General features: G+C 64.9%; 22 protein-coding genes. 8 read left to right on the top strand and 14 right to left on the bottom strand.

Annotated elements, in window-relative coordinates:
• Nucleotides 1-271: 271 nt before the first annotated feature.
• The 3 genes from ACPFL9_RS02840 (at nt 272) to ACPFL9_RS02830 (ending at nt 3747) form a co-directional block, all read left to right on the top strand.
• Nucleotides 272-1717: an amino acid permease gene (locus ACPFL9_RS02840; protein ID WP_426005721.1), complete on the top strand. Its 1446-nt coding sequence runs from the start codon at nt 272-274 to the stop codon at nt 1715-1717.
• Nucleotides 1718-1787: 70 nt separating this feature from the next.
• Nucleotides 1788-2942, top strand: coding sequence for an alanine racemase (gene alr, locus ACPFL9_RS02835; protein ID WP_426005720.1), 1155 nt, complete (start codon nt 1788-1790; stop codon nt 2940-2942).
• A gap of 34 nt (nt 2943-2976) precedes the next feature.
• Nucleotides 2977-3747: an IclR family transcriptional regulator gene (locus ACPFL9_RS02830; protein ID WP_426005718.1), complete on the top strand. Its 771-nt coding sequence runs from the start codon at nt 2977-2979 to the stop codon at nt 3745-3747.
• On the opposite strand, the gene ACPFL9_RS02825 is transcribed toward ACPFL9_RS02830, so the two are convergent.
• The 9 genes from ACPFL9_RS02825 to ACPFL9_RS02785 form a co-directional block, all read right to left on the bottom strand.
• Entirely contained in the window at nt 3741-4502 is a 762-nt protein-coding gene (locus tag ACPFL9_RS02825) for an IclR family transcriptional regulator (protein WP_426005716.1), read from the bottom strand. The genes ACPFL9_RS02830 and ACPFL9_RS02825 overlap by 7 nt on opposite strands.
• Before the next feature lie 64 nt (nt 4503-4566).
• A complete protein-coding gene (locus ACPFL9_RS02820; protein WP_426005715.1) occupies nt 4567-5307 on the bottom strand; it encodes a cyclase family protein in 741 nt (246 codons plus the stop codon).
• Complete coding sequence (locus ACPFL9_RS02815; RefSeq protein WP_426005713.1) at nt 5304-5768, bottom strand: hypothetical protein; 465 nt, start codon at nt 5766-5768, stop codon at nt 5304-5306. The genes ACPFL9_RS02820 and ACPFL9_RS02815 overlap by 4 nt, the downstream gene beginning before the upstream one ends.
• A 213-nt stretch (nt 5769-5981) precedes the next feature.
• Nucleotides 5982-7271: an adenylosuccinate synthase gene (locus ACPFL9_RS02810; RefSeq protein WP_426005712.1), complete on the bottom strand. Its 1290-nt coding sequence runs from the start codon at nt 7269-7271 to the stop codon at nt 5982-5984.
• Between the two features lie 242 nt (nt 7272-7513).
• A complete protein-coding gene (locus ACPFL9_RS02805) occupies nt 7514-8047 on the bottom strand; it encodes a hypothetical protein (RefSeq protein ID WP_426005710.1) in 534 nt (177 codons plus the stop codon).
• On the bottom strand, nt 8044-8769 hold the full coding sequence (locus ACPFL9_RS02800) for a hypothetical protein (protein WP_426005709.1): 726 nt from the start codon (nt 8767-8769) through the stop codon (nt 8044-8046). Before ACPFL9_RS02800 ends, ACPFL9_RS02805 begins: the two co-directional genes overlap by 4 nt.
• The gene (locus tag ACPFL9_RS02795) at nt 8732-9280 is read right to left on the bottom strand and encodes a signal peptidase I (protein WP_426005707.1); all 549 of its coding nucleotides are present in this window, start codon (nt 9278-9280) and stop codon (nt 8732-8734) included. Before ACPFL9_RS02795 ends, ACPFL9_RS02800 begins: the two co-directional genes overlap by 38 nt.
• Nucleotides 9277-9915, bottom strand: coding sequence for a SipW-dependent-type signal peptide-containing protein (locus ACPFL9_RS02790; RefSeq protein ID WP_426005705.1), 639 nt, complete (start codon nt 9913-9915; stop codon nt 9277-9279). The genes ACPFL9_RS02795 and ACPFL9_RS02790 overlap by 4 nt, the downstream gene beginning before the upstream one ends.
• A gap of 36 nt (nt 9916-9951) precedes the next feature.
• A complete protein-coding gene (locus tag ACPFL9_RS02785) occupies nt 9952-10566 on the bottom strand; it encodes a SipW-dependent-type signal peptide-containing protein (protein ID WP_426005704.1) in 615 nt (204 codons plus the stop codon).
• Between the two features lie 237 nt (nt 10567-10803).
• Here ACPFL9_RS02785 and ACPFL9_RS02780 point away from each other — a divergent pair, with 237 nt between their 5' ends.
• Complete coding sequence (locus ACPFL9_RS02780; RefSeq protein WP_426005703.1) at nt 10804-11436, top strand: uracil-DNA glycosylase; 633 nt, start codon at nt 10804-10806, stop codon at nt 11434-11436.
• A gap of 106 nt (nt 11437-11542) precedes the next feature.
• Nucleotides 11543-12520, top strand: coding sequence for an IS481 family transposase (locus ACPFL9_RS02775; RefSeq protein WP_426004661.1), 978 nt, complete (start codon nt 11543-11545; stop codon nt 12518-12520).
• Nucleotides 12521-12668: 148 nt separating this feature from the next.
• Here ACPFL9_RS02775 and ACPFL9_RS02770 read toward each other — a convergent pair whose 3' ends face one another.
• Complete coding sequence (locus tag ACPFL9_RS02770; RefSeq protein WP_426007474.1) at nt 12669-13634, bottom strand: ABC transporter substrate-binding protein; 966 nt, start codon at nt 13632-13634, stop codon at nt 12669-12671.
• Nucleotides 13635-13822: 188 nt separating this feature from the next.
• Between ACPFL9_RS02770 and ACPFL9_RS02765 the strand changes: the two genes are divergently transcribed.
• Genes ACPFL9_RS02765 through ACPFL9_RS02755 form a run of 3 tightly spaced genes read left to right on the top strand, consistent with a single transcriptional unit; the run spans nt 13823 to nt 16784 of the window.
• Nucleotides 13823-14911 (top strand): iron chelate uptake ABC transporter family permease subunit, encoded by a 1089-nt coding sequence (locus ACPFL9_RS02765; protein WP_426005702.1) that lies wholly within the window; start codon nt 13823-13825, stop codon nt 14909-14911.
• Nucleotides 14908-15975 carry an iron-enterobactin ABC transporter permease gene (fepG, locus tag ACPFL9_RS02760; RefSeq protein ID WP_426005701.1) on the top strand — a complete coding sequence of 356 codons (1068 nt, stop codon included), beginning with the start codon at nt 14908-14910 and terminating at the stop codon, nt 15973-15975. The genes ACPFL9_RS02765 and fepG overlap by 4 nt, the downstream gene beginning before the upstream one ends.
• The gene (locus tag ACPFL9_RS02755; RefSeq protein ID WP_426005699.1) at nt 15972-16784 is read left to right on the top strand and encodes an ABC transporter ATP-binding protein; all 813 of its coding nucleotides are present in this window, start codon (nt 15972-15974) and stop codon (nt 16782-16784) included. The genes fepG and ACPFL9_RS02755 overlap by 4 nt, the downstream gene beginning before the upstream one ends.
• A 121-nt stretch (nt 16785-16905) precedes the next feature.
• On the opposite strand, the gene ACPFL9_RS02750 is transcribed toward ACPFL9_RS02755, so the two are convergent.
• From ACPFL9_RS02750 to ACPFL9_RS02735, 4 genes are all read right to left on the bottom strand, one after another.
• Nucleotides 16906-17328, bottom strand: coding sequence for a DUF3151 domain-containing protein (locus ACPFL9_RS02750; RefSeq protein WP_426005698.1), 423 nt, complete (start codon nt 17326-17328; stop codon nt 16906-16908).
• On the bottom strand, nt 17328-18347 hold the full coding sequence (fbaA, locus tag ACPFL9_RS02745) for a class II fructose-bisphosphate aldolase (protein WP_144661880.1): 1020 nt from the start codon (nt 18345-18347) through the stop codon (nt 17328-17330). The genes ACPFL9_RS02750 and fbaA overlap by 1 nt, the downstream gene beginning before the upstream one ends.
• Nucleotides 18348-18524: 177 nt before the next feature.
• On the bottom strand, nt 18525-19457 hold the full coding sequence (locus ACPFL9_RS02740) for a hypothetical protein (protein ID WP_426005697.1): 933 nt from the start codon (nt 19455-19457) through the stop codon (nt 18525-18527).
• Between the two features lie 133 nt (nt 19458-19590).
• Nucleotides 19591-20301 carry a TrmH family RNA methyltransferase gene (locus tag ACPFL9_RS02735; protein WP_426005696.1) on the bottom strand — a complete coding sequence of 237 codons (711 nt, stop codon included), beginning with the start codon at nt 20299-20301 and terminating at the stop codon, nt 19591-19593.
• Nucleotides 20302-20319 lie beyond the last annotated feature (18 nt).

Genomic DNA, 20319 nt, shown 5'->3' with positions numbered 1-20319 from the left:
TTCAGGTGGGGTGGCCTTTGATGACTCAATCCTGCGGGGGCCCGGTGTCAGCGCAGCCATGTCATACCGGCAAAGAGCATGGTCATTTTGACCATTCGCCGGACATCAAAGGTCATCCGGGAGATCTATGCGTGCGTTATATGCATTCATAAATGTTTTTAATGACTGCTTTGCGTTCTTTTGTGTTACCTTCATCACTACGGACTCCAGCGGGTGAAATTCGACCCGCCCGGCTCTTCCCCTTCGCATCCGTCACCGACCGGAGAATCACATGGAATCTTCAACACCCCTGCAACTGGACCACCGGCCGGAAGCAGCCGGCGCCGGGCCTGCCCCGAGCGGACTTCGCAGATCAATGGGCACCAGGCACCTGATCATGATCGCAATGGGAGGTGTGATCGGGTCCGGACTCTTCCTGAGTTCCGGCTATACGATCTCCCAAGCCGGTCCGCTGGGCGCAGTCATCGCCTATCTGATTGGTGCGTTCGTCGTATACCTTGTCATGGCGTGCCTCGGCGAACTGGCCATTGCCTATCCCGTATCCGGGGCCTTCCACATCTACGCAGCGCGCTCGATTGGACCGGCCACGGGATTCACCACCGCTTGGCTGTACTGGCTCTGCTGGGCCGTGGCCATCGGTTCGGAGTTCACGGCGTCAGGACTTTTGATGCAGCGCTGGTTCCCGGATGTCGAGGTATGGGTCTGGTGCCTTGTCTTCGCCGCAATCCTCTTCGGCTTCAATGCAATCTCTTCACGGTTCTTCGGGGAGTCCGAGTTCTGGTTCGCCATCATCAAGGTGGGCGCCATTATCGGCCTCATCATCCTCGGCGGCGCGGCCCTCTTTGGCTTTCACCCGTTGTCCGGTTCCGGCAACCATCCCTTCCTCTTTGAGAACTTCAATACTTCAGCCGGTCTCTTCCCCAATGGATTCACTGGCGTCCTGGTTACCGCGCTGGCGGTCTTCTACGCCTTCTCCGGATCTGAACTGATCGGCGTCGCGGCAGGGGAAACGGCCGATCCCGCGCGAAACATTCCCAAGGCAATGCGAAGCACCGTCATTCGTTTGCTGATCTTCTTCGTCGGTGCAATTGCTGTCATTGCGGCAACGGTCCCCTATGACCAGGTGGGTCTGGACGAAAGCCCGTTCGTCACAGTGTTCTCTTCCGTGGGGATTCCCTATGCGGCGGACATCATGAACTTCGTCATCATCACCGCCCTGCTGTCCGCCGGCAACAGCGGCCTGTTCTCCTGTGCCCGCATGCTTTATTCGCTTGCGGACGAAGGCCACGCGCCGAAGGCCTTTAAAAAGCTCACCCGCCGCGGCATTCCCATGATCGCGCTCTCCGTGAGCATGCTGGGCGGCCTCGCATCCCTCATCAGCAGCGTCGCGGCACCTGAAACCGTCTATCTGGCATTGGTGTCCGTGGCGGGTTTTGCCGTTGTTGGCGTATGGATGTCGATTGTGGCTTCCCATTTCTTCCACCGGCGCGCCTTCGTCCGCAACGGCGGAAACGTAGCCGATCTCCCCTATAAGGCGCCATTGTTTCCGTTGGTGCCCATCCTCGCCTTTGTCCTGTGCCTCGTTTCCTTGGTGGGCATCGCCATGGACCCGTCGCAGATAGCAGCGCTGTACTTCGGGGTTCCGTTCGTGGCCGCTTGCTACCTGTTCTTCCGGTTCCGCTACGGCGGCAGGACCCGCAAGCCCCAGCCGGCCTGATTCCGTTATCCATGCTCAGCGGTCGGGCACTGTTTAGCCCGGCCGCTGAGCCGTATTCAAAGGAACCCCCATGTTGCATCCGGTTCCCCCCGAACCCCGCACTGATCATCTGGCCAGCTGGGTGGAAGTAGACGGAGACGCTTTCGAATCCAACGTGCGTGGAGTACAGGCACTCTTGTGTGACCGTGCCAAGGTCTGCGCCGTGATCAAATCTGACGCGTACGGGCACGGGGCGGAGCTGCTGATGCCTTCGCTCGTGCGGACCGGCGTCCCCTGCATTGGTGTCGGCTCCAACCGTGAAGCAGCTATCGCCCGGAGCGTCGGCTTCACCGGCAAGTTGCTCCGTGTCCGCGCCGCCGCACCACAGGAGGTAGCAGCCGCCGTCGGATATGACGTCGAAGAGCTGGTTGCCGACCCTCAAAGCGCGTGGGAAATCAACCGGATTGCAGCTGATTCCGGGCGCGTGGTCCGCATCCATCTGGACATCAACTCATCCGGCATAAGCCGCCACAGCCTTGACGTATCCGGGGCGTTGGGGAGGGCAACAGCAGCGGGAATTTTGAGTCATCGGCACCTGGAACTTGCCGGTATCATGACGCATTTCCCGCTGGACGACGTTGCGGACATCGAAGCAGGTCTGAGCCGTTTCCTGGAGCAGGCCCTGTCGATCCTTAGTGCGGCCCGGATACCACGTGAGCAGATACTGCTGCACGCAGCCAACTCCTTCGCGACGCTCAACGTTCCTGCAACCTGGCTGGACATGGTCCGGACGGGCGCGCTGCTCTACGGCGACTCGGATCCACGGCATCCGGGCTACCGGCGATGCCTGGCCTTCAAAGCCAGAATCGGCTCGGTAAACACTTATCCCGCAGGTAGCAAAGTGGGCTACGGACTCCTTCATACGCTGCGATCCCACGCGCGGCTGGCCACCGTCACCGCCGGCTATGGCGACGGTTACAGGCGGGCGTTGGCCAAGGCAGGGACTGTGCTCGTCCGGGGACAGCGGGTTCCAGTGGTGGACGCGGTCTCCATGAATTCCATGGTGGTGGACGTTTCCGGCGTCACGGACATCAGCCCGGGAGACGAGGTAGTCCTCTTCGGCCGGCAAGGTGGAGAGGAGATCACGGTGAATGAGCTAGAGTCAGCCAACGGCAGCATCCTTGCCGATCTCTACACAGTGTGGGCAGGGGGTTCCCGCGTCCTCGCGCAGGAGACGGCCATGTGAGAATGGCTAGAGCATGCTGAAAGGAGCCCGATCCGTGGATGTTCCATCCGAAGCGTCGTCCTTGGCCCAGGGCCTTCGCTTGGTGCGGTTGGTGGCTGACCGGGAAAAACAGGGCAGGCAGTTGCTGGGTGTCTCACAATTGGCCGCGGAACTGGACATGGAACAGAGTCGCGTATCCCGGCTGGCCCAGGAGCTTTGCGACCTCGAGTTGTTGGAGCGGGAGGACCGCGGGCCGTTCAGGGTGGGTCGGCGCTTCTTTTCCCTGGCCGGTTCCCTCAACGGGAACTGGGTCCGGGAATCCAGAGCCGAGTTGGAAGAGCTGGTGTCCGGGTTTGGCCTCCGCGCCCGATTGTCCGTACGGGACGGCGTGCGGGTGCAGCTCCTTCGGGCTTCAATCAATAACGCCGCTCTGGGCGGTTTTGCCAAGCCCGGGATGGTGACACCGGCCTGGTGCACGGGGGCAGGCAGGGCCCTGCTGTGGGATCACGACACCGGCGCCTTGCATTCGTTGCTTAAGGACGTAAATTTCATCGGCGTGGGCGGACCGGCCGCCGCCCACACTCCAGCCGAGGTGCAGGAGCTGATGGAGCGCGACCGGCCGGGAGGATACGTCCTGGCAACCGAAGAATACGAGCACGCTGTGTGGGAACTGGCAGTCCCTGTGCGCTCACCCCGCGGTGACATCCTGGCTGCACTCAGCGTGCTGGGCAGCCTTTCCGGTGCTGAGCTGGACATTGCTGTGGTGGCCCGGGCCCTGCAGGCGGCGGCAAAACGGTTGGGTTCCGCCCAGGGCCAGGTTCACTGAATTCCACCGACCCGGGTTTCAAGCCAGTCGCGCCATGACGCGAGTGCCAGCGCATGCTGTTCCCGTTGGGGTTCCAGCCGCTCTTTCGGGCCCACTATCTGCAGCGCCGCGGCGACGTCGCCTTTGAAGTCGCGGATCGGTGCTGCAAGCGAATAGAGGCCCGGTTCGGCCTCCTCGTCGACGATCGAGTAGCCCCTGCTCCGGGCACTTTCCAGGCGGTGAAGAAAGTCGTCCACCGACGATGGCGTGTTGGGCCCGTGCCGGACGAACTCCACGTTCTGGAAGATCCGCCGCACTTCCTCCGCCGGAGCGTCCCACAGAAGAGCCTGGCCGGCGTCGCTGCAATAGGCAGGATAGGGGCGGCCCAGCCATGAGCCAACAAGGTTGGCGCTTGCAGGTACGTGCTCGGCAATGGTGACTGTGCTGTTTCCGCTGAGAACGCCCAGGAAGCAGGCCTCGGTGGATTCGGCCGCCAGCCCCTCCAACGCCGCCAACCCGTCAGTCCGCAGCCGTTGCTCGGTCACCAGCTGGGCATCGGTGAGGAGCGACCAGTCGAGGCAGTACGCCCGGTCCGCCGTGCGTGCCAGGAACCCTTCCTGGAGTGCACCTTTGAGGCTGCGGGAGACCTGGCTGCGGTCTTTGTCCAGGCGCGCCGCAACTTCGGCGACCGTACCGCCGTCGTACCCTTCGGCGTGCCGCTCGCCAACGGTGAGGACGGCCATCATGCCGCGGCCCATGCTGGAGGTCTTTGACATTTCTCGATTCTAGCCAGTCCCGGGGGCAGTCCGACGCGGGCTTGACGACGGGCGGACTGTCGCCTTAGTGGACCGCGAACACGCGGGCGGGGAATCCGCTTCCACCGAGTGGCTTGGCCCAGGTGGCTATAACTGCGCCCCCGGACTCCGGCACGCCCTTCAGGTTGGCGAGGAGTTCGATCTGCCACCTGTCCTTGGCCAGTATGTAGGTTTCGAGGCTGAAGTCCTGGCGTGATGTGGCGCTGCCGGGGTCTGTATCGGTCTGTTCGTGCCCGATCGCCGCTACGTTGCGTTCCTCGACCAGCACCTCAAGGACTTCCCGCGACCATCCCGGCGTGTGGCTGATGCCTTCCGGATCACGATTGGCCATTGCCTGGGCATCGGGCCACCGCAGGCTCCAATCCGTGCGGAGCGCAACGAAGGATCCCGCCGGGATCCTGCCGTTGCGTTCCTCCCAGGCGTCGACGTCGGCCAGCGTCGGCGAAGCGTCGTTGTCGGTCGCGGCGCGGCTGCTGATGTCCAGGACCACCAAGGGCAGCACCATCTCCTGGACCGGTAGCTGGTCAAGAGTTCGGCCGCCTCGGATGAAGTGCGACGGCGGATCGACGTGCGTGCCCCACTGGCCGACGATCGAGTACCTGTGCGCGGTGAATCCGTCGCCCTTGTCCATGTCAAAGAGGGCTTCGCGTTGCTCATCGGGAAACGCCGCAAAGTGCGGCTGGCCCGGATGGAAGGCGTGTGTCAGGTCGGTGAAGGTCCTGTTGGCGAGCAGGGGCGCCAATTCCTGCCACAACGGAGCTTTCACGAGGCGATCCTTTCCTGAAGGATGTCCGCGGCCTTGGAGGATACGGCGCCTCCGGTGGAAACGCTGAGCGGCGCGGAGACTTCAATGACGGGAACCTCCCATGGGTGGATTTCCACAATGCGCTGCACCAGTAGCTGGACGGATGGTTCGTCCAAGGCGGCATCGAAGTAGGACGTGAAGACAAAGGTGGGCGAGATGGTCCGCTGGCCGACCTTACCCAGCGTTGGATTTGCGCCCTCTGCCACGGTGAAACCCTCAAAACCCGCCGTGGATTCGAAGACGTGGTGGTAGTTGCCGAACCCGCCGAGCTCAGGGGTGGCCTTCAGTGTGTCCAGGAGGCGAGCGATGCCGGTGTCCGATTCGAGGGCGCTGGATTCGCCTTGCCCCATACGGGTCATCGTCTCAACAGATACAGGCCAATGGATGCGCAGCTTGCGGACGCTTTTGAGTGCAATATTCACGAGGAGGTTCCTTGGTCGGGAGTGGATGCCAGCATCATCGTGCCATACGTCACCGTGCATTACAAGCATGCAAACTTGTGAATAACGCACATATCTATTTTCGTTGTTTCTCAGTCCGAGACGGCTGCCAGTCCAGAAACCACAAACGGCGGGCCGCCTCCAAGGTTCCATTCGAACCCTGGGGCGACCCGCCGTCGTCGTAATTCTGTAAAACTAGCCGTCGATCAAATCATGCACCACGATGGTCTGGTCACGGTCCGGCCCGACGCCGATCGCGGAGAAGCGCGTGCCGGAGAGCTTCTCGAGGGCCAGCACGTAGTTGCGGGCGTTCTCGGGGAGGTCCTCGAGCGTGCGGGCCCCGGTAATGTCCTCGGTCCAGCCGTCGAAGTACTCGAAGATCGGCACGGCGTGGTGGAACTCGGTCTGCGTCATGGGCATTTCGTCGTGGCGCACGCCGTCCACGTCATAAGCCACGCAGACGGGGATCTGCTCGATGCCGGTGAGGACATCCAGCTTGGTGACGAAGTAGTCGGTGAAACCGTTGACGCGGGAGGCGTGGCGGGCCAGGACGGCGTCGTACCAACCGCAGCGGCGGGGACGGCCGGTGTTCACGCCGAACTCACCGCCGGTCTTCTGCAGGTAGAGACCCATCTCGTCGAAGAGTTCGGTGGGGAACGGCCCCGCGCCAACACGGGTGGTGTAGGCCTTGATGATGCCGATGGAGCGGGAGATGCGGGTGGGGCCGATGCCCGAACCAACCGACGCGCCGCCTGCCGTCGGGTTCGAGGACGTAACGAACGGGTAGGTGCCGTGGTCCACGTCCAGGAACGTTGCCTGGCCGCCTTCCATGAGCACAACCTTGCCCTCGTCCAAAGCGTTGTTCAGTTCCAGCGTGCTGTCGATGACCAGCGGACGCAGGCGCTCGGCGAAAGACAGGAAGTACTCCACGATCTCCTCCACCACAACGCTGCGGCGGTTGTAGATCTTGACCAGGAGTTCGTTCTTCTGGCGCAGCGAGCCTTCCACCTTCTGGCGCAGGATGGACTCGTCGAAGACGTCCTGGACGCGGATACCCAGGCGGGCCACCTTGTCCATATAGGCCGGGCCGATGCCGCGGCCGGTGGTGCCGATGGCGCGGCTGCCGAGGAAGCGCTCGGTGACCTTGTCCAGGACCTGGTGGTACGGAGCCACCAGATGGGCGTTGGCGGACACACGGAGGCGGGAGGTATCGGCGCCACGGGCTTCAAGGCCGTCGATCTCCTGGAACAGGGCCTCGAGGTTCACCACGCAGCCGTTGCCGATAATCGGAATGGCGTTGGGGCTCAGGATGCCCGCGGGAAGGAGCTTCAGCTCGTACTTCTCACCGCCGACCACCACGGTGTGCCCGGCGTTGTTACCGCCGTTGGGCTTGACCACGTAGTCGACGCGGCCACCAAGCAGGTCGGTTGCTTTGCCTTTGCCTTCGTCGCCCCACTGGGCTCCGACGATCACGATAGCGGGCATGGGATCCTCCCCCATTCTTTCGGGCAAGACCCGGCTGGAAAGCCAGGCCTTGGCGCCGTACATGAGAATGCCCCGACGGTACTTGGTACAGCCTGCCGCGGCCGCGGCAGACGCAAGAGTTTCGGGGCTCTTACCAGCCAAGTTTAGCCGATGGCACCTGAAAGTCTGGTGTCAAGGAGCGTTCGACGGCGGTCGCGTGAAGTTTTGTGGGCGGCCCGGTTGCAGCGGGCGCACACGGTGGATCACGTGCCGGGTGGAAGATTCCGGCAGTTGCCCCCCAGCCCGGCGATCAGCCCGGCGTTGCTGGCCACGGACGCGGCCTTTGACGTCCACGACGTTGCCGGGTCCCTGATCACAATGGCGATCTGCAGTTCCGTTCCCAGCCCCAGGAGACCGCCCAGGAGGTTGGTGGGTACGTCCGTAACGTAACCGGCGGCCGCACTTCCGGTGGTGTTGATGGAGAGGTTGTACCCGGTGAGCGGTGCGAGCGCGGAGCCCAGTCCGCTGGTGGATGCCTGCACCTCGGCCTGCGACAGGGTGTAGCCGGAGGGCGGGAGCCAGAAGATCCGCACGTAGGCACCCAACCCCAAAACACCCGGGTTGTAGGTGCATTGCCCGTTCAGCGTAGGGGCGGGGATTGTCACGGTGCCGAAATTGCCGGATGCGTAGGTCCCACGGGCCCACGAAGCCTCCGTGACGGCCGGCGGGTTGGACGCCGTCAGCATCATGGCCACGGGGAGGGCCACTGCGCCCAGGGCGGCCAGGTACTTCCTCATCCCCGCCCACCCCGCCATCGTGAAGCCGCAAAGCCGCCGACCACGGCGAGCACACCGAGCAGCAGGAAGCCACCCAGGCGGGCGCCGGTGTCCGCAAGGGATCCCGACGGCGCCTGGCCGGGCTTTCTTGCTGCCGCACCGCCGGGATCATCGCCCGAGCCGAAAACCCCGATGACGATGCTGGTCCTGGTCCCTTGCACGTCCTTTGGGGCATCGACCGCGAGCGCTGCTGTCAGGAGGACATAGGTGGTATCAGGTAGCGGGGAGCCGGAAGCGGCCCGCGAAGTCTCACCCAGGAGATCCAGGCGCGTCCCCTCGGCCTCCCTCAACGCTGTGGATTCCAGCACAGTGTCTTCTCCGGCACCGCAGGTACTGCCGGCCGGACCGCCCTCGTCCCAGGGCTGGCCGCAGGTCCTCAGGGTGACACTGAGGTAGTCCCGGAGGATCCCGGCCCCGGGTTCCAGCCGCAACTCCAGCGCCGTGGCGGGTTCGCCCCGGACCCCCACCGCCACCGCCCAGTCAGCAGTCCCGCCCGGGGTGAGCCGGTGCACCTTCCCGGCCGGACCGGCGTCGAGCTCCAACCAACCGGAGGGTTCCTCCCGGGCGGGCTGCCGATCGGACGTCAGGGCGTGCGCTGGCGCAGGCTGGAGCATCAGGGCGCAAAGGAACAACAGCCAGCACCGCTTAAGCCGCGACATGCTGCCCACGCCTGCGGCCGCCATGCTTGTTGCCGCCTCTGCCGGGGGTTTCACGACGCGGCCACAGCACCCAGGTGACCAGGCCGGAAACGGCCACAGTTGTTGCCCCGAGCACCACCGGGTTGGCGGCTGCGGCAAGCGGGTACGCGAGCCCCGGGACGGACCACAGGACAACCCGCACCCGTTCCACCACATAAGGCGCAGGGTCCGGAGCGGTATTGGCGTCGCCCTTCATGGTGATGGTGCGGGAGGCACCCTTGGCATCCTCCACGGTCTGCACCCGGTGCGTAATGGGCAGTTTGCCGGGACGGTCAACGGTGACAACGTCGCCCACCCGGATGTCAGCGGCAGGAATTTCCCGCACCAGGGCCAGGGATCCGGCGGGGATGCCCGGGGCCATGGAGCCGGTCTTGAACAAGATGAGCGTGATGTTGAATGCCAGCGCCAGGATCACCGCCACGATGCACACCGCACCGCCGGCCGCGGCGAGGTTCAGCAGGCATTCGCGGACGCGGGACGTGAAAGCGCGGCTCATGGGCTGGAGGTGGCAGTGAACTGCCAGGTTGCAGTGGCCGTTTGTCCCTGCAGGGCGTTGTTGGCGCCAAGGGGCAGGGTCACTTCAAAGCAGAACTGCGTGGGCGCCCCCGGCAGTGTGGCCGTGGCCGCCTGCAAAGGATTGACGACGCCGGCCGCCTGGCCTTGGGTGAAGGGCTTGGCTCCGTCGCTGCCCACCACGAACACCGGTGTCCCCGTGAAGGCGGTGGCATCGCAGGCGGCTGAACGGACCACACGATACCGGAGTGCAGCCCCCAGGTCCGCTGTGCCCGTGCCGCTGCTGGTGACCGTCGGTGCCCCGAGCACCACTTCTCCGCCCACGGACCCGGCCCGGGTACGAATGGCCAAGGGCGCGTAGGCCACCGAGCCCGGGCTCATGGCCGTGGCGTTGAACACCAAGGCGGCACCCGGGGCAGCGTCGTTGGCACTCCATGTCCCCGACGCGTTGTAGGGTTTGCTGGCGTTGGACTCCGTCACAAAGACACTTGCGCCAAAGGTCCCTCCGGCGAAGTCACTGTCGGTCCAGGACGCGAGCGTTACCGAGCCGCCAAGGCCCAGCGCCAGGGCCCCGGCCAGGACCGCACGCAGCCGCAGGTACTTTCCGGGCGGCCTCACCGCCCGGTGCTTCGTGGAGCGTCGCGTGCCCATGGACTACTGGGATTCGGCCGCGAATTCCCAGGTGGTGGAACCGGTCTGGGACTGGACCAGGCCGGAGCCGGCAGTGATCCGGAAGCACAGGTTCACTGCGGCTCCCGCACCGGCACCCCCGCCGTCATCCAGCGCGAAAGTGGTGCTGCCCGGCGTCGTACCCAATCCGGTCCCGGGGTCCACCAAAGTGTCCGTGACCGGTTCGCCGCAACCGAAGGCGTCCGATTGGGTGAGCGAGTATGTCAGGCCGGTCAGTGCGCCGGTGGATGATTCGGTGGAGACCGTCACCGTGGCACCGCTGGTGGTGTCTTCGTCAAGCCGCACCGCGAACGGTGCAGTGACAACATCACCGGGCGCCAGGTTGGTGGGCGCGGCCGTAAAGGAGAGGGTCGCCGGCGAGCCAACGGGGTGCTCGGCGAATGCAGTGCCGTCGGTGCTTCCCTCAAGGTTGAAGGACCCCGCTGTGAAGGTGCCCTGGGCGAACTCCGAGTCGTTCCAGGCAGCAAGGGTGATCGCGGCTCCAACTCCCAGGACGAGGCCGCCGGCCAGGATCGCCCGGATCCTGGGTGCCTTCCGTGGACGCTGGGTCGATTCGGGCGACGAGTCTGGTGCAACCACTGTTTACCCCCAAGGTAGTTGATGATGGTGCCCCTCCATCTTCTGCCGTCGTCAAGCCGGCGGCCCGGGAACTGCACTTAAGGGTTAATCCAGGCCGTTGCAATTGGTCCGGCGGAAACGGAGCCCTCCTTGGTCCGGTAAGGTTAACCAGCCCCCAACTGCACCCTGACGGATCCGCTGCGGCATGCCCGCAGCCCTTGTGGTGCGCGCTGTAACACCTAGGAGACTTAACCCCCGATGCAAGACCTGGCGACCGACTCACCCGAACAACTCCTCTGGAACCGCCGTTACGAAGACCACATCGCCGAGGTCAACACATTGTGTGACTCGATCAAGGATCAGAAGCCGGGCAGCGAGGTCCTCTACATCGACCCCGCCCACAGCATGGACGACTGCCGCATCGTGAGCCTCTTCTCCAACCAGCGGGTCACCTCCGGCGAGGGCTTCATCAAGCCCGGTGACGACGAGGCCACCACCCGCATGCTCGGCATGCAGTGGCAGCTGGGCCTCCGCCCGGAGTACGTGATCCCGTGGAACGTCTACCCGTGGATCGAGCCGGCCGGCGAGCCGGGCAAGCTCACCCCCGCCAACATCACCGAAGGGCTCAAGCCGCTCCTGCGCCTCCTGCAGCTCCTGCCGCGCACCTCCGCCCTGGTGGCACACGGCAACGAGGCGCACCGTTTGGCCGACCAGCTCATGAAGTCGGCTCCCGCCAGCATCGCCCGCCGCGGGTTCAAGACGTTCAAGGTACGCTCCCTGGGTGGCCGCTCCTTCGCGGGCACACCCGAGCGCCAGCAGGAATACCTGGACGCCATCCACGGCGCATACGCCGAGGCCATGGCCCGGACCGGCATCCCCCGCAAGGCCTAGTTGTAGTTCCCATGGAGGTTGTGAACAGCGTGGCGTGATGTAAAAGGCGAAAGCCTCCGGTATCGATTTGGGTTACCACACTCATCTCGACGCCAGGAGGCTCTCGTTGTCCTACGTTACCCATGCCAACGCCGATCTGACACCTAAGGCCAGGGCGAAGCTGGCCCGTTTGGTCGTTGAGGAGGGCTGGACGTTGCGCCGGGCCGCGGAACGTTTTCAATGCTCACCAGCGACGGCCAAGAAGTGGGTGGACCGCTACAGGGTCCGTGGTGAGGACGGCATGGCTGACGCGTCCTCCCGCCCGCGGCGGAGCCCGAAACGCACCCCCGTACGCACCGAACGCCGCATTGTGGGGTTGAGGTTCAATCGGCGGTGGGGACCGCACCGGATAGCGGCCCACCTGGGCTTGGCCCGCTCCACCGTCGGCAAGGTCCTGACCCGGTACCGGATGCCCCGGCTGGCCTGCCTGGATCAGGGCACCGGTCTGCCCGTTCGCACACCTGCACCGCAGCGCTACGAGCACGAGAACCCCGGAGACCTGATCCACGTGGACATCAAGAAGCTTGGGCGCATCCCCGACGGCGGCGGACACCGCGCCCTCGGACGCGCCAAGGGGCAGCGGAACCGCCGTGCCGGGACCGGTTATGCCCACCTGCATCATGCCGTCGATGACCACACCCGGCTCGCGTACTCCGAAATCCTCAACGACGAAAAGAAGGAAACGGCCGCCGCCTTCTGGCTGCGAGCCGCCGCATTCTTCGCCGCCCACGGCATCACCGTCAAAGCGGTGCTCACGGACAACGGGTCCTGCTACCGCTCCCGGACCTTCGCAGCAGCCCTGGGACCGCACCTCAAACACCGGCGCACCCGCCCCTACCGACCCCAAACCAACGGCAAGGTGGAACGCTTCAACCGCACCCTCGCCACCGAATGGGCCTACGCCCGGCCCTACACCTCAGAAACCGAGCGCGCCGCCACCTACCCGGCATGGCTCCACCATTACAATCATCACCGAACCCATACCGGCATCGGAGGCAAAACCCCCATCAGCCGCGTTCACAACCTCAGTGGGAATTACACCTAGTCTTCCCCAACTGGGTAGCAATAGTGCGCGTTTTGAGCGCTCAAAACGCGCACAAATGCGACCTAGTTGGGTTTAACGCACGACGGCGGCCCCCACCTTTCGCGTGGGGGCCGCCGTTTTGTTGGGGCTTGTTGGGGGGTGGTGGTACTTAGCCGACCAGCAGGGCGCGGAGGTCCTTGAGGATCAGCTGGGCGCCTGTGGGGCCAAGACCGAGGAACCAGACGTCGTCGTTGACGGCCTTCGCGTGGCCCTCCTTGACGGCGGTGAGCTTGGGCCATACGGCGCCCTCCACTACGGACGTTTCACCGGTTGCTGCGGGTTCGCCGTAGCTGCTGTAGAAGATCCAGTCGGCGTCGGCCTGCTCGATGTTTTCGGCCGAGATTTCCGCGGCAAGTTCATCGATATCCTGGTTCTCCGGCCGGGCGAGGCCTGCGTCCTTGAGGATCACACCGATCAGGGACTTGTTGGCGTACAGGCGGATCTTGCCGGGGAGGAAGCGCACCAAGGAGATCTTGGGGTCACCCTGGACATCCTTGTTCAGGGCGTCGGCCTGCTCCTGGTAGTCGTTGAGCGCCTTGACCGCCTTGTCTTCCTCGCCAAGCGCCTTGCCCACCAGGAGGAAGTTCTCCTTCCACGGGAACCCGGGACGGATGCCGAAGACCGTGGGAGCGATCGCAGACAACTGCTTGTAGAGTTTGTCGGCGCGGAGCTGGCTGCCAAGGATCAGATCCGGCTTGAGGGCAGCGATGGCCTCAAGGTTGAGATCCTGGATGGTGCCGATCGAGGCAACGTCCTTGACCTTGTCCGCCAGGTAGCTGGGAACAGGGTTGGCACCTTCGGTGGTGGCCATGCCCACGGGGGTGATGCCCAGGGACACCACGTCGTCCAGCTCTCCGGTGTCGAGGACCACCACGCGGGCGGGCTTCTTCTCCAGGGTGGTTTCACCGTTGGCGTGCTTCAGGGTGCGGGGGAAAACGCCGGGGGCAGCGTCCGTGCCAAGCTTTGCGGTTTCCTGGTCGGCAGTAGTGAACTTGGAGCCGCCAGTGGCTACATCGGCGTTGCCGGCGGCGGAGCCTGACCCGCCACTGGTGCCGCAGCCTGCCACGAGGCCCATGACCAGGGCGACGCCGGCCACTTTCAGTGCGGCACGGCGCAGACGCGGGGCCTTGCGCGGCTTTATTACAGAATCGTCGTTTTTCACGGAGTAAGGCTAACCTAATTAGGACACACTTCTGTGACGTTGTGACAACGGTCACGGAAACGCCCTCATCACCGCTTAGCTTTCCGGAATGGTTTTCTGTCGTGTCCCAAGTGACGGCCCCCGTGCCACCACGTGCCCAGCCGCACACCGCCGCCCCGCCGGCCGGCAGCGCGTCCGATCCTTCGGGCGTCGTACGCAAATCAGGCTGGCGCGTCCTGTTCCTGCTGCTGGCAGCGGCAGTCCTGCTGGGTGCTGTGCTCCTGAGCCTGGGCGTGGGAGCAAAGTTCATCCCGGCGGGCACGGTCCTGCAGGCCTTCCTGGACCCCCGGGACACCGCAGACCATGCAATCATCCTCCAGAACAGGCTGCCGCGAACCCTCATGGGCCTGGGCGTCGGGGTCGCCCTCGGTGTGGCCGGCGCCCTGATCCAGGCCTTGACCCGCAACCCGTTGGCCGATCCCGGAATCCTCGGCGTGAACGCGGGCGCGTCCTTTGCGATCGTTGTGGCCATTGGTGTCTTTGGGATCGCATCCCTCAGCGGATACATCTGGTTCGCCTTTGCCGGGGCCATCCTCACCACCGCCGCGGTGTACCTGATCGGCACCTCCGGCCGGAATGTGGTCAACCCCATCCGCTTGACGCTGGCGGGTGTCGCACTGGGGGCCGTGCTCACGGGTATCGGCTCGGGGCTGACCCTGCTGAACCCCAAAGCGTTCGATCACCTGCGCTCCTGGAGCATCGGTTCCCTGGACAGCCGCAGCATGGACGCCGTGGCAACCGTTGCCCCGTTCATGGGGATCGGACTCCTGGTGGCTCTCTTCTGTGTCCGCGGGCTCAACGCCGTGGCGCTGGGTGACGACCTCGCGACCTCCTTGGGGGCCAACGTCAACCGGACCCGCATTCTTGGCATCGCAGCCATCACGCTCCTCAGCGGTGCCGCCACTGCCGGCGCCGGAGCCATCGGTTTCGTGGGACTCATGATCCCGCATGTTGCCCGCTGGATCGTTGGCCCGGACCAGCGCTGGATCCTCGCATCCACCGTGCTGCTCTCCCCCATCCTTGTGCTCGTAGCGGACGTGGTGGGCAGAATCGCTGCGCCAGGGGAACTGCAGGTGGGCGTAGTCACGGCGTTCATCGGGGCGCCGGTACTGATCGCACTCGCGCGCCGCAGGAAGGTCAGCGGACTGTGACCCGGCCAAAGACGGTGACGAACCCCATTGATTTCGGCCGGGCTGCCCTGCCGGTCCGCAACCGCGTCTTCAGTGGCCTGGTGGACGTACGCAGCATCCTCGTCTGTATCCTGCTGCTCCTTGCCGCCCTGACCGTTTCCGTCGTGTCTCTGGCCACCGGGGATTATGAGGTCACCGTGCCCCAGGTGCTGCAGGCTTTCACCGGAGACGCTCCCGGACTGGCCCAGACCATCGTCATGGAATGGCGTCTGCCACGGGTGCTGGGCGCGCTCCTGTTCGGTGCGGCGCTGGGGATGGGCGGCGCAATCTTCCAATCCATGACCCGGAACCCGTTGGGCAGCCCGGACATCATCGGCTTCAACACCGGCGCCTATACGGGTGCGCTCGTTGTGATGCTGACTGTGGGCGGCGGGTACCTTGGGGTGGCTGCCGGTGCCTTGGTTGGCGGCATCCTCACCGCGATCGCCGTTTATCTGCTGGCGTATCGGCGCGGTTCACAGGGCTTCCGGCTCATCATCGTGGGCATTGGCATCAGCGCGATGCTCGCGGCCTTCAACCATTGGCTCATCCTGCAAGCCGAGCTTGAAGCGGCCCTCGCCGCCGCCGTCTGGGGAGCCGGGTCCCTCAACGGCATCACGTGGGAGCAAGCGGCGCCTGCCGCCGTCGTTGTTGTTGTGCTCGGGGCAGCCACGCTGGGAGCCGCGCGCCGCATGCAGCTTCTGGAAATGGGCGACGACGCCGCACGCGCCCTGGGCGTCCGGGCCGAGCCAACCCGGTTGCTGCTGCTGGTGCTGGGCGTTGGTCTGACCGCTGCGGTCACTGCCGTTGCGGGGCCCATCGCATTCGTGGCACTCGCCGCACCGCAGCTTGCCCGCCGACTGGTCCGCAGCGCGGGCATCACCTTGGTCCCGTCCGCGGTGATGGGCGCCTTCCTCCTGGCCGCCAGCGACCTCGCCGCGCAGCGCCTGTTCGCGCCGATCCAGTTGCCCGTGGGCGTGGTGACCGTGTGCATCGGCGGCATCTATCTCGTCTGGCTCCTGGCCAGGGAAGCAAGGAAATCATGAGTATCAGCACCGCCGCTCCGCAATTGAAAGCCGAATCGCTGACCATCGGCTACGAACAACGCGTTATCTCGGAGGACCTGAACGTACAGATCCCCGAGGGCGCGTTCACGGTGATCGTTGGCCCCAACGCCTGCGGCAAATCCACCCTGCTGCGCGCCCTGGCCCGGCTCATCAAGCCGCGCAGCGGACACGTACTCCTGGACGGCAAATCTGTGACCTCGTTGCCCGCCAAGGAACTCGCCCGGCGCCTGGGGCTGCTGCCGCAGTCATCGATCGCGCCCGACGGCATCACGGTGGCCGACCTCGTTGCCCGCGGACGGTACCCGCACCAGATACTCCTGCGCCAATGGTCCCAAGCGGACGAAACCGCGGTGGTCGAGGCCATGGAGGCCACCGGCGTTTCCGCCTTGTCCGGCCGCCTGGTGGATGAGCTGTCCGGGGGCCAACGGCAGCGGGTCTGGGTGGCCATGGTGCTGGCCCAGGAGACACCGTTGCTGCTGTTGGACGAGCCCACCACCTTCCTCGACATCGCACACCAGATAGAACTGCTGGAGCTCTTCCGCGAGCTCAATCTGGACAAGGGACACACCCTGGTGGCCGTCCTGCACGACCTCAACCACGCCAGCCGCTACGCCGACCACATCATCGCCATGAAGGACGGCGCCGTGGTGGCCGAGGGCGCGCCGGCGTCCGTGATTACCGAATCCTTGGTGGAGGACGTGTTCGGCATGGCGTGCCGGATCATCGACGACCCCGTCACCCACACTCCCCTGGTAGTCCCCCTGGGCCGCCCCCGCCTGCCCAAGTAGGTCGCATTAGTGCGCGTTTTGAAGGCTCAAAACGCGCACTAATGCGACCTGGTTGGCGTTAACGGACGACGGCGACCCTCGCCTTTTCGGTGAGGGTCACCGTCGTTGTTTCTTGAGGCGCTTAGCCCGCTTCGATAGCCGCCTTGGCCTTCGGGTCCGAGTCGTTCAGGAACTTCTCGATCCGCTCCGGCTCCTCAGCCTCGCCAATGGCGGAGGCTGCGCGTCCCAGCGCGTACAGGGCGCGCAGGAAGCCCTGGTTTGGCTCGTGTTCCCACGGGACAGGCCCGACGCCGCGCCAACCGTTCCGACGCAAAGCGTCCAGGCCGCGGTGGTAACCCACACGGGCGTAGGCGTAGGACTCGATGGTGCGACCCTCGGCCCATGCTTCCTCGGCGAGGATCGCCCACAACAGGGACGACGTGGGGTTCTGCGCCACGAGGTCCAACGCTTCCTTACCGAGGGCGAGGTGCTGGTAGACCTCGGTTTCGGCGGGCAGGAGCGTGGGCTCCGGCCCCATCAGGTTCTTGCGGAATTCGTCGGACATCAGAACGTCTTGCCGGCCGATCCGAGCTGCTGTGCTGCCTCCACAATGCGTGCGGCCATGCCGGCTTCAGCCGAAGCACCCCAGACGCGGGGGTCGTAGGTCTTCTTGTTGCCCAGGCCGCCGTCGACCTTGAGCACGCCGTCGTAGTTGGAGAACATGTGGCCGGCCACCGGGCGGGTGAACGCGTACTGGGTGTCGGTGTCGATGTTCATCTTGATCACGCCGTAGGAAACGGCGTCGGCGATTTCCTGCTCAGTGGAGCCCGAGCCGCCGTGGAAGACGAGGTCGAAGGGGTTGTCCTTGCCGATCTTGGCACCGACCTCGGCCTGGATCTGCTTGAGCAGTTCGGGCTTCAGCTTGACGTTGCCCGGCTTGTACACGCCGTGGACGTTGCCGAAGGTCAGGGCGGTCAGGTAGCGGCCGTTTTCGCCGGCACCCAGGGCCTCGATGGTGGCCAGTGCGTCTGCGGTGGTGGTGTAGAGCTTCTCGTTGATCTCGTTCTCCACGCCGTCTTCTTCACCGCCGACGGTGCCGATCTCAACCTCGAGGATGATCTTGGCAGCCGCCGCGCGCTGCAGCAGTTCACGGCCGATGCGCAGGTTGTCTTCCAGGGTTTCGTGCGAGCCGTCCCACATGTGCGAGTTGAAGATCGGGTCCTTGCCGGCCTTCACGGCTTCCTCGGAAGCCGCCAGCAGCGGGAGAACGAAGCCTTCCAGCTTGTCCTGCGGGCAGTGGTCCGTGTGCAGTGCGATGTTGACGTTGTAGTTCTTGGCGACCTCACGGGCAAACGCGGCGAAGCCGAGGGAACCGGCAACCATGTCCTTGACGGATGCACCGGACCAGTAGGCTGCGCCACCGGTGGAAACCTGGATGATGCCGTCGGATTCGGCCTCGGCGAAACCGCGGATCGCAGCGTTCAGAGTCTGCGACGACGTCACGTTGACCGCGGGGAAGGCGAAGCCGCCAGCCTTTGCGCGGTCGATCATCTCGGAGTAAATCTCTGGGGTTGCAATGGGCATGGTGACTCCTATGCTGAATTCGTCTGTGGGCTGGTGACCCTGGAGTAGACCGCTTACGGCTAGCACCATCCTAGCGACAACCGTCCGGGGCCAGTGTTTCCGGTCACGCGGGCTGGTAACACTGGCGCCGAGATGGCATTTAATGGCAATCCCGTGCGCCGGGATTGCCACTAAATGTCACTTCGGTGACCAACCCCGGCTGACGAGCGCTCGCCGAACCTTATGTACGACGGCGGGCCGCTCACCTTCGAGGTCCCGCTTGGAGATGCGGACTTCCAGCCACCCGAGGGAAAGGGATCTTTCCTGGCGTTCGATGTCCCGCACATGCTGCTCGGTGCCAGCGTGGTGTTGCCCGTCGTATTGGAGTGAGACCTTGAACTCCCGGTACGCTCCGTCCGGCCACAGGACTGCCTGCCCGAGGTTGTTGCGCACCACGTGGTTCAGTTCGGGCTCCGGCAGGTTGGCGTTGACGAGTGCCAGGCGCATCCGGGTTTCCGGGGCAGAGTCAGCACCAACCCTGATGAGGTCAAGCGCCGCCCTCGCGGCCCTTACTCCCCGCATGCCCGGGTGGCGGTTTACCATGGCTGCCAGCTCACCAGGGGTGCATACGGCGGTCTTGGGGACGGGAAACTCCGCGCCGTGCGAGCACACCAGGTGGTCACCGGCAGCCACCAGATCCTCCACGCTCAACAGCGCGGCCAAGTCCAACCACGTGCGGGCAGGCGAGGTGAGCTTGACGCCGTCGTACTCGGTTGTTTCCCCGGGGAGGAAGGTGAGGAGGTGACCCACCACATTGACCCGGCGTGGAACGCTGAACCCCCGGCGTCGGGCAATATGAATGCGCCAGTCCCCCATCCGATGACCGGGCAAGGGAATGCCCCAGACCCGCGCCGCCGACAAGGAAACCAGCACCGAGGTGTCATCCAGGTCTGTGTAGGCGCGCAGGGCTGACGCTCCGGAAGCACCGGACGAGGCCGGGACCCGGATTCCCCTCGATACCAGCACAAGATCCCGGGCATGGGTGCGGGAGCGGGTTACGCCGGCCTTGTCCGATGCGCGCACAGAGAATGAACCTGATGTGAGGTGTTCCGGTAGTTCTTTCCTGCGCATGCCACATTGTTACTGCTCCGCGAGGGACCCGGACGCGTTATCCACAGCTTCCGCCGCACCCACCCCGCCGAGAAGGCATTTAATGGCAATCCGGGGCGCTGGGATTGTCATTAAGTGCCATCTCGGCGGGGCGCTAGGACACGGGTTGCTTGAACACGTGGCGCCGAACCCAGGCGTGCATTGCGATCGCGGCTGCGGAGGCTGCATTCATGGACCGGGTTGAGCCGAACTGTTCGATGGACAGCGTGGCTACAGCGGCGTCGTGGACCTCCGGGGTGAGGCCAGGACCCTCCTGCCCGAACACGAGGACGCACTTTTCCGGAAGGTCGTAGGTCTCCAGCGGCACCGAATCCGGGAAGATGTCGATCCCGATCACCGCCAGCCCCTCGCCCTCCGCCCACTGGACAAAATCGTCCACCGTGGGGTGGTGGCGCACGTGCTGGTAGCGGTCGGTGACCATGGCCCCGCGACGGTTCCACCGCCGTCGTCCTATGATGTGGACCTCCTTGGCGAGGAACGCGTTGGCGGTCCGCACCACGGTGCCGATGTTGAGATCGTGCTGCCAGTTTTCAATGGCCACGTGGAATTCGTGGCGCTTGGAATCCAGGTCGGCAACGATCGCCTCATGTTTCCAGTAGCGGTACTGGTCCACCACGTTGCGGCGGTCGCCGTCGCGCAGCAGGTCCGGATCCCAGTGGTCGCCTTCCGGCCACTCGCCTTCCCAGGGCCCGACGCCGACCTCCGCCTTCGCTTCTATCTCCCCTTCGGCCGTGGTTCCCGTGGGAGTTTGGTCGCGCGGGTCGGCAGCGTGGGGCAGGGCGGTGTCGGGGGGAAGGTCAGTCACCCCTCAACTTTAGCGGCG

The sequence above is a fragment of the Paenarthrobacter sp. NyZ202 genome (assembly GCF_049860755.1).
Lineage (GTDB): Bacteria > Actinomycetota > Actinomycetes > Actinomycetales > Micrococcaceae > Arthrobacter.
The sequence above is the reverse complement of the archived record's forward strand: the minus strand, read 5'-3'. Positions and strand labels throughout refer to the sequence as shown.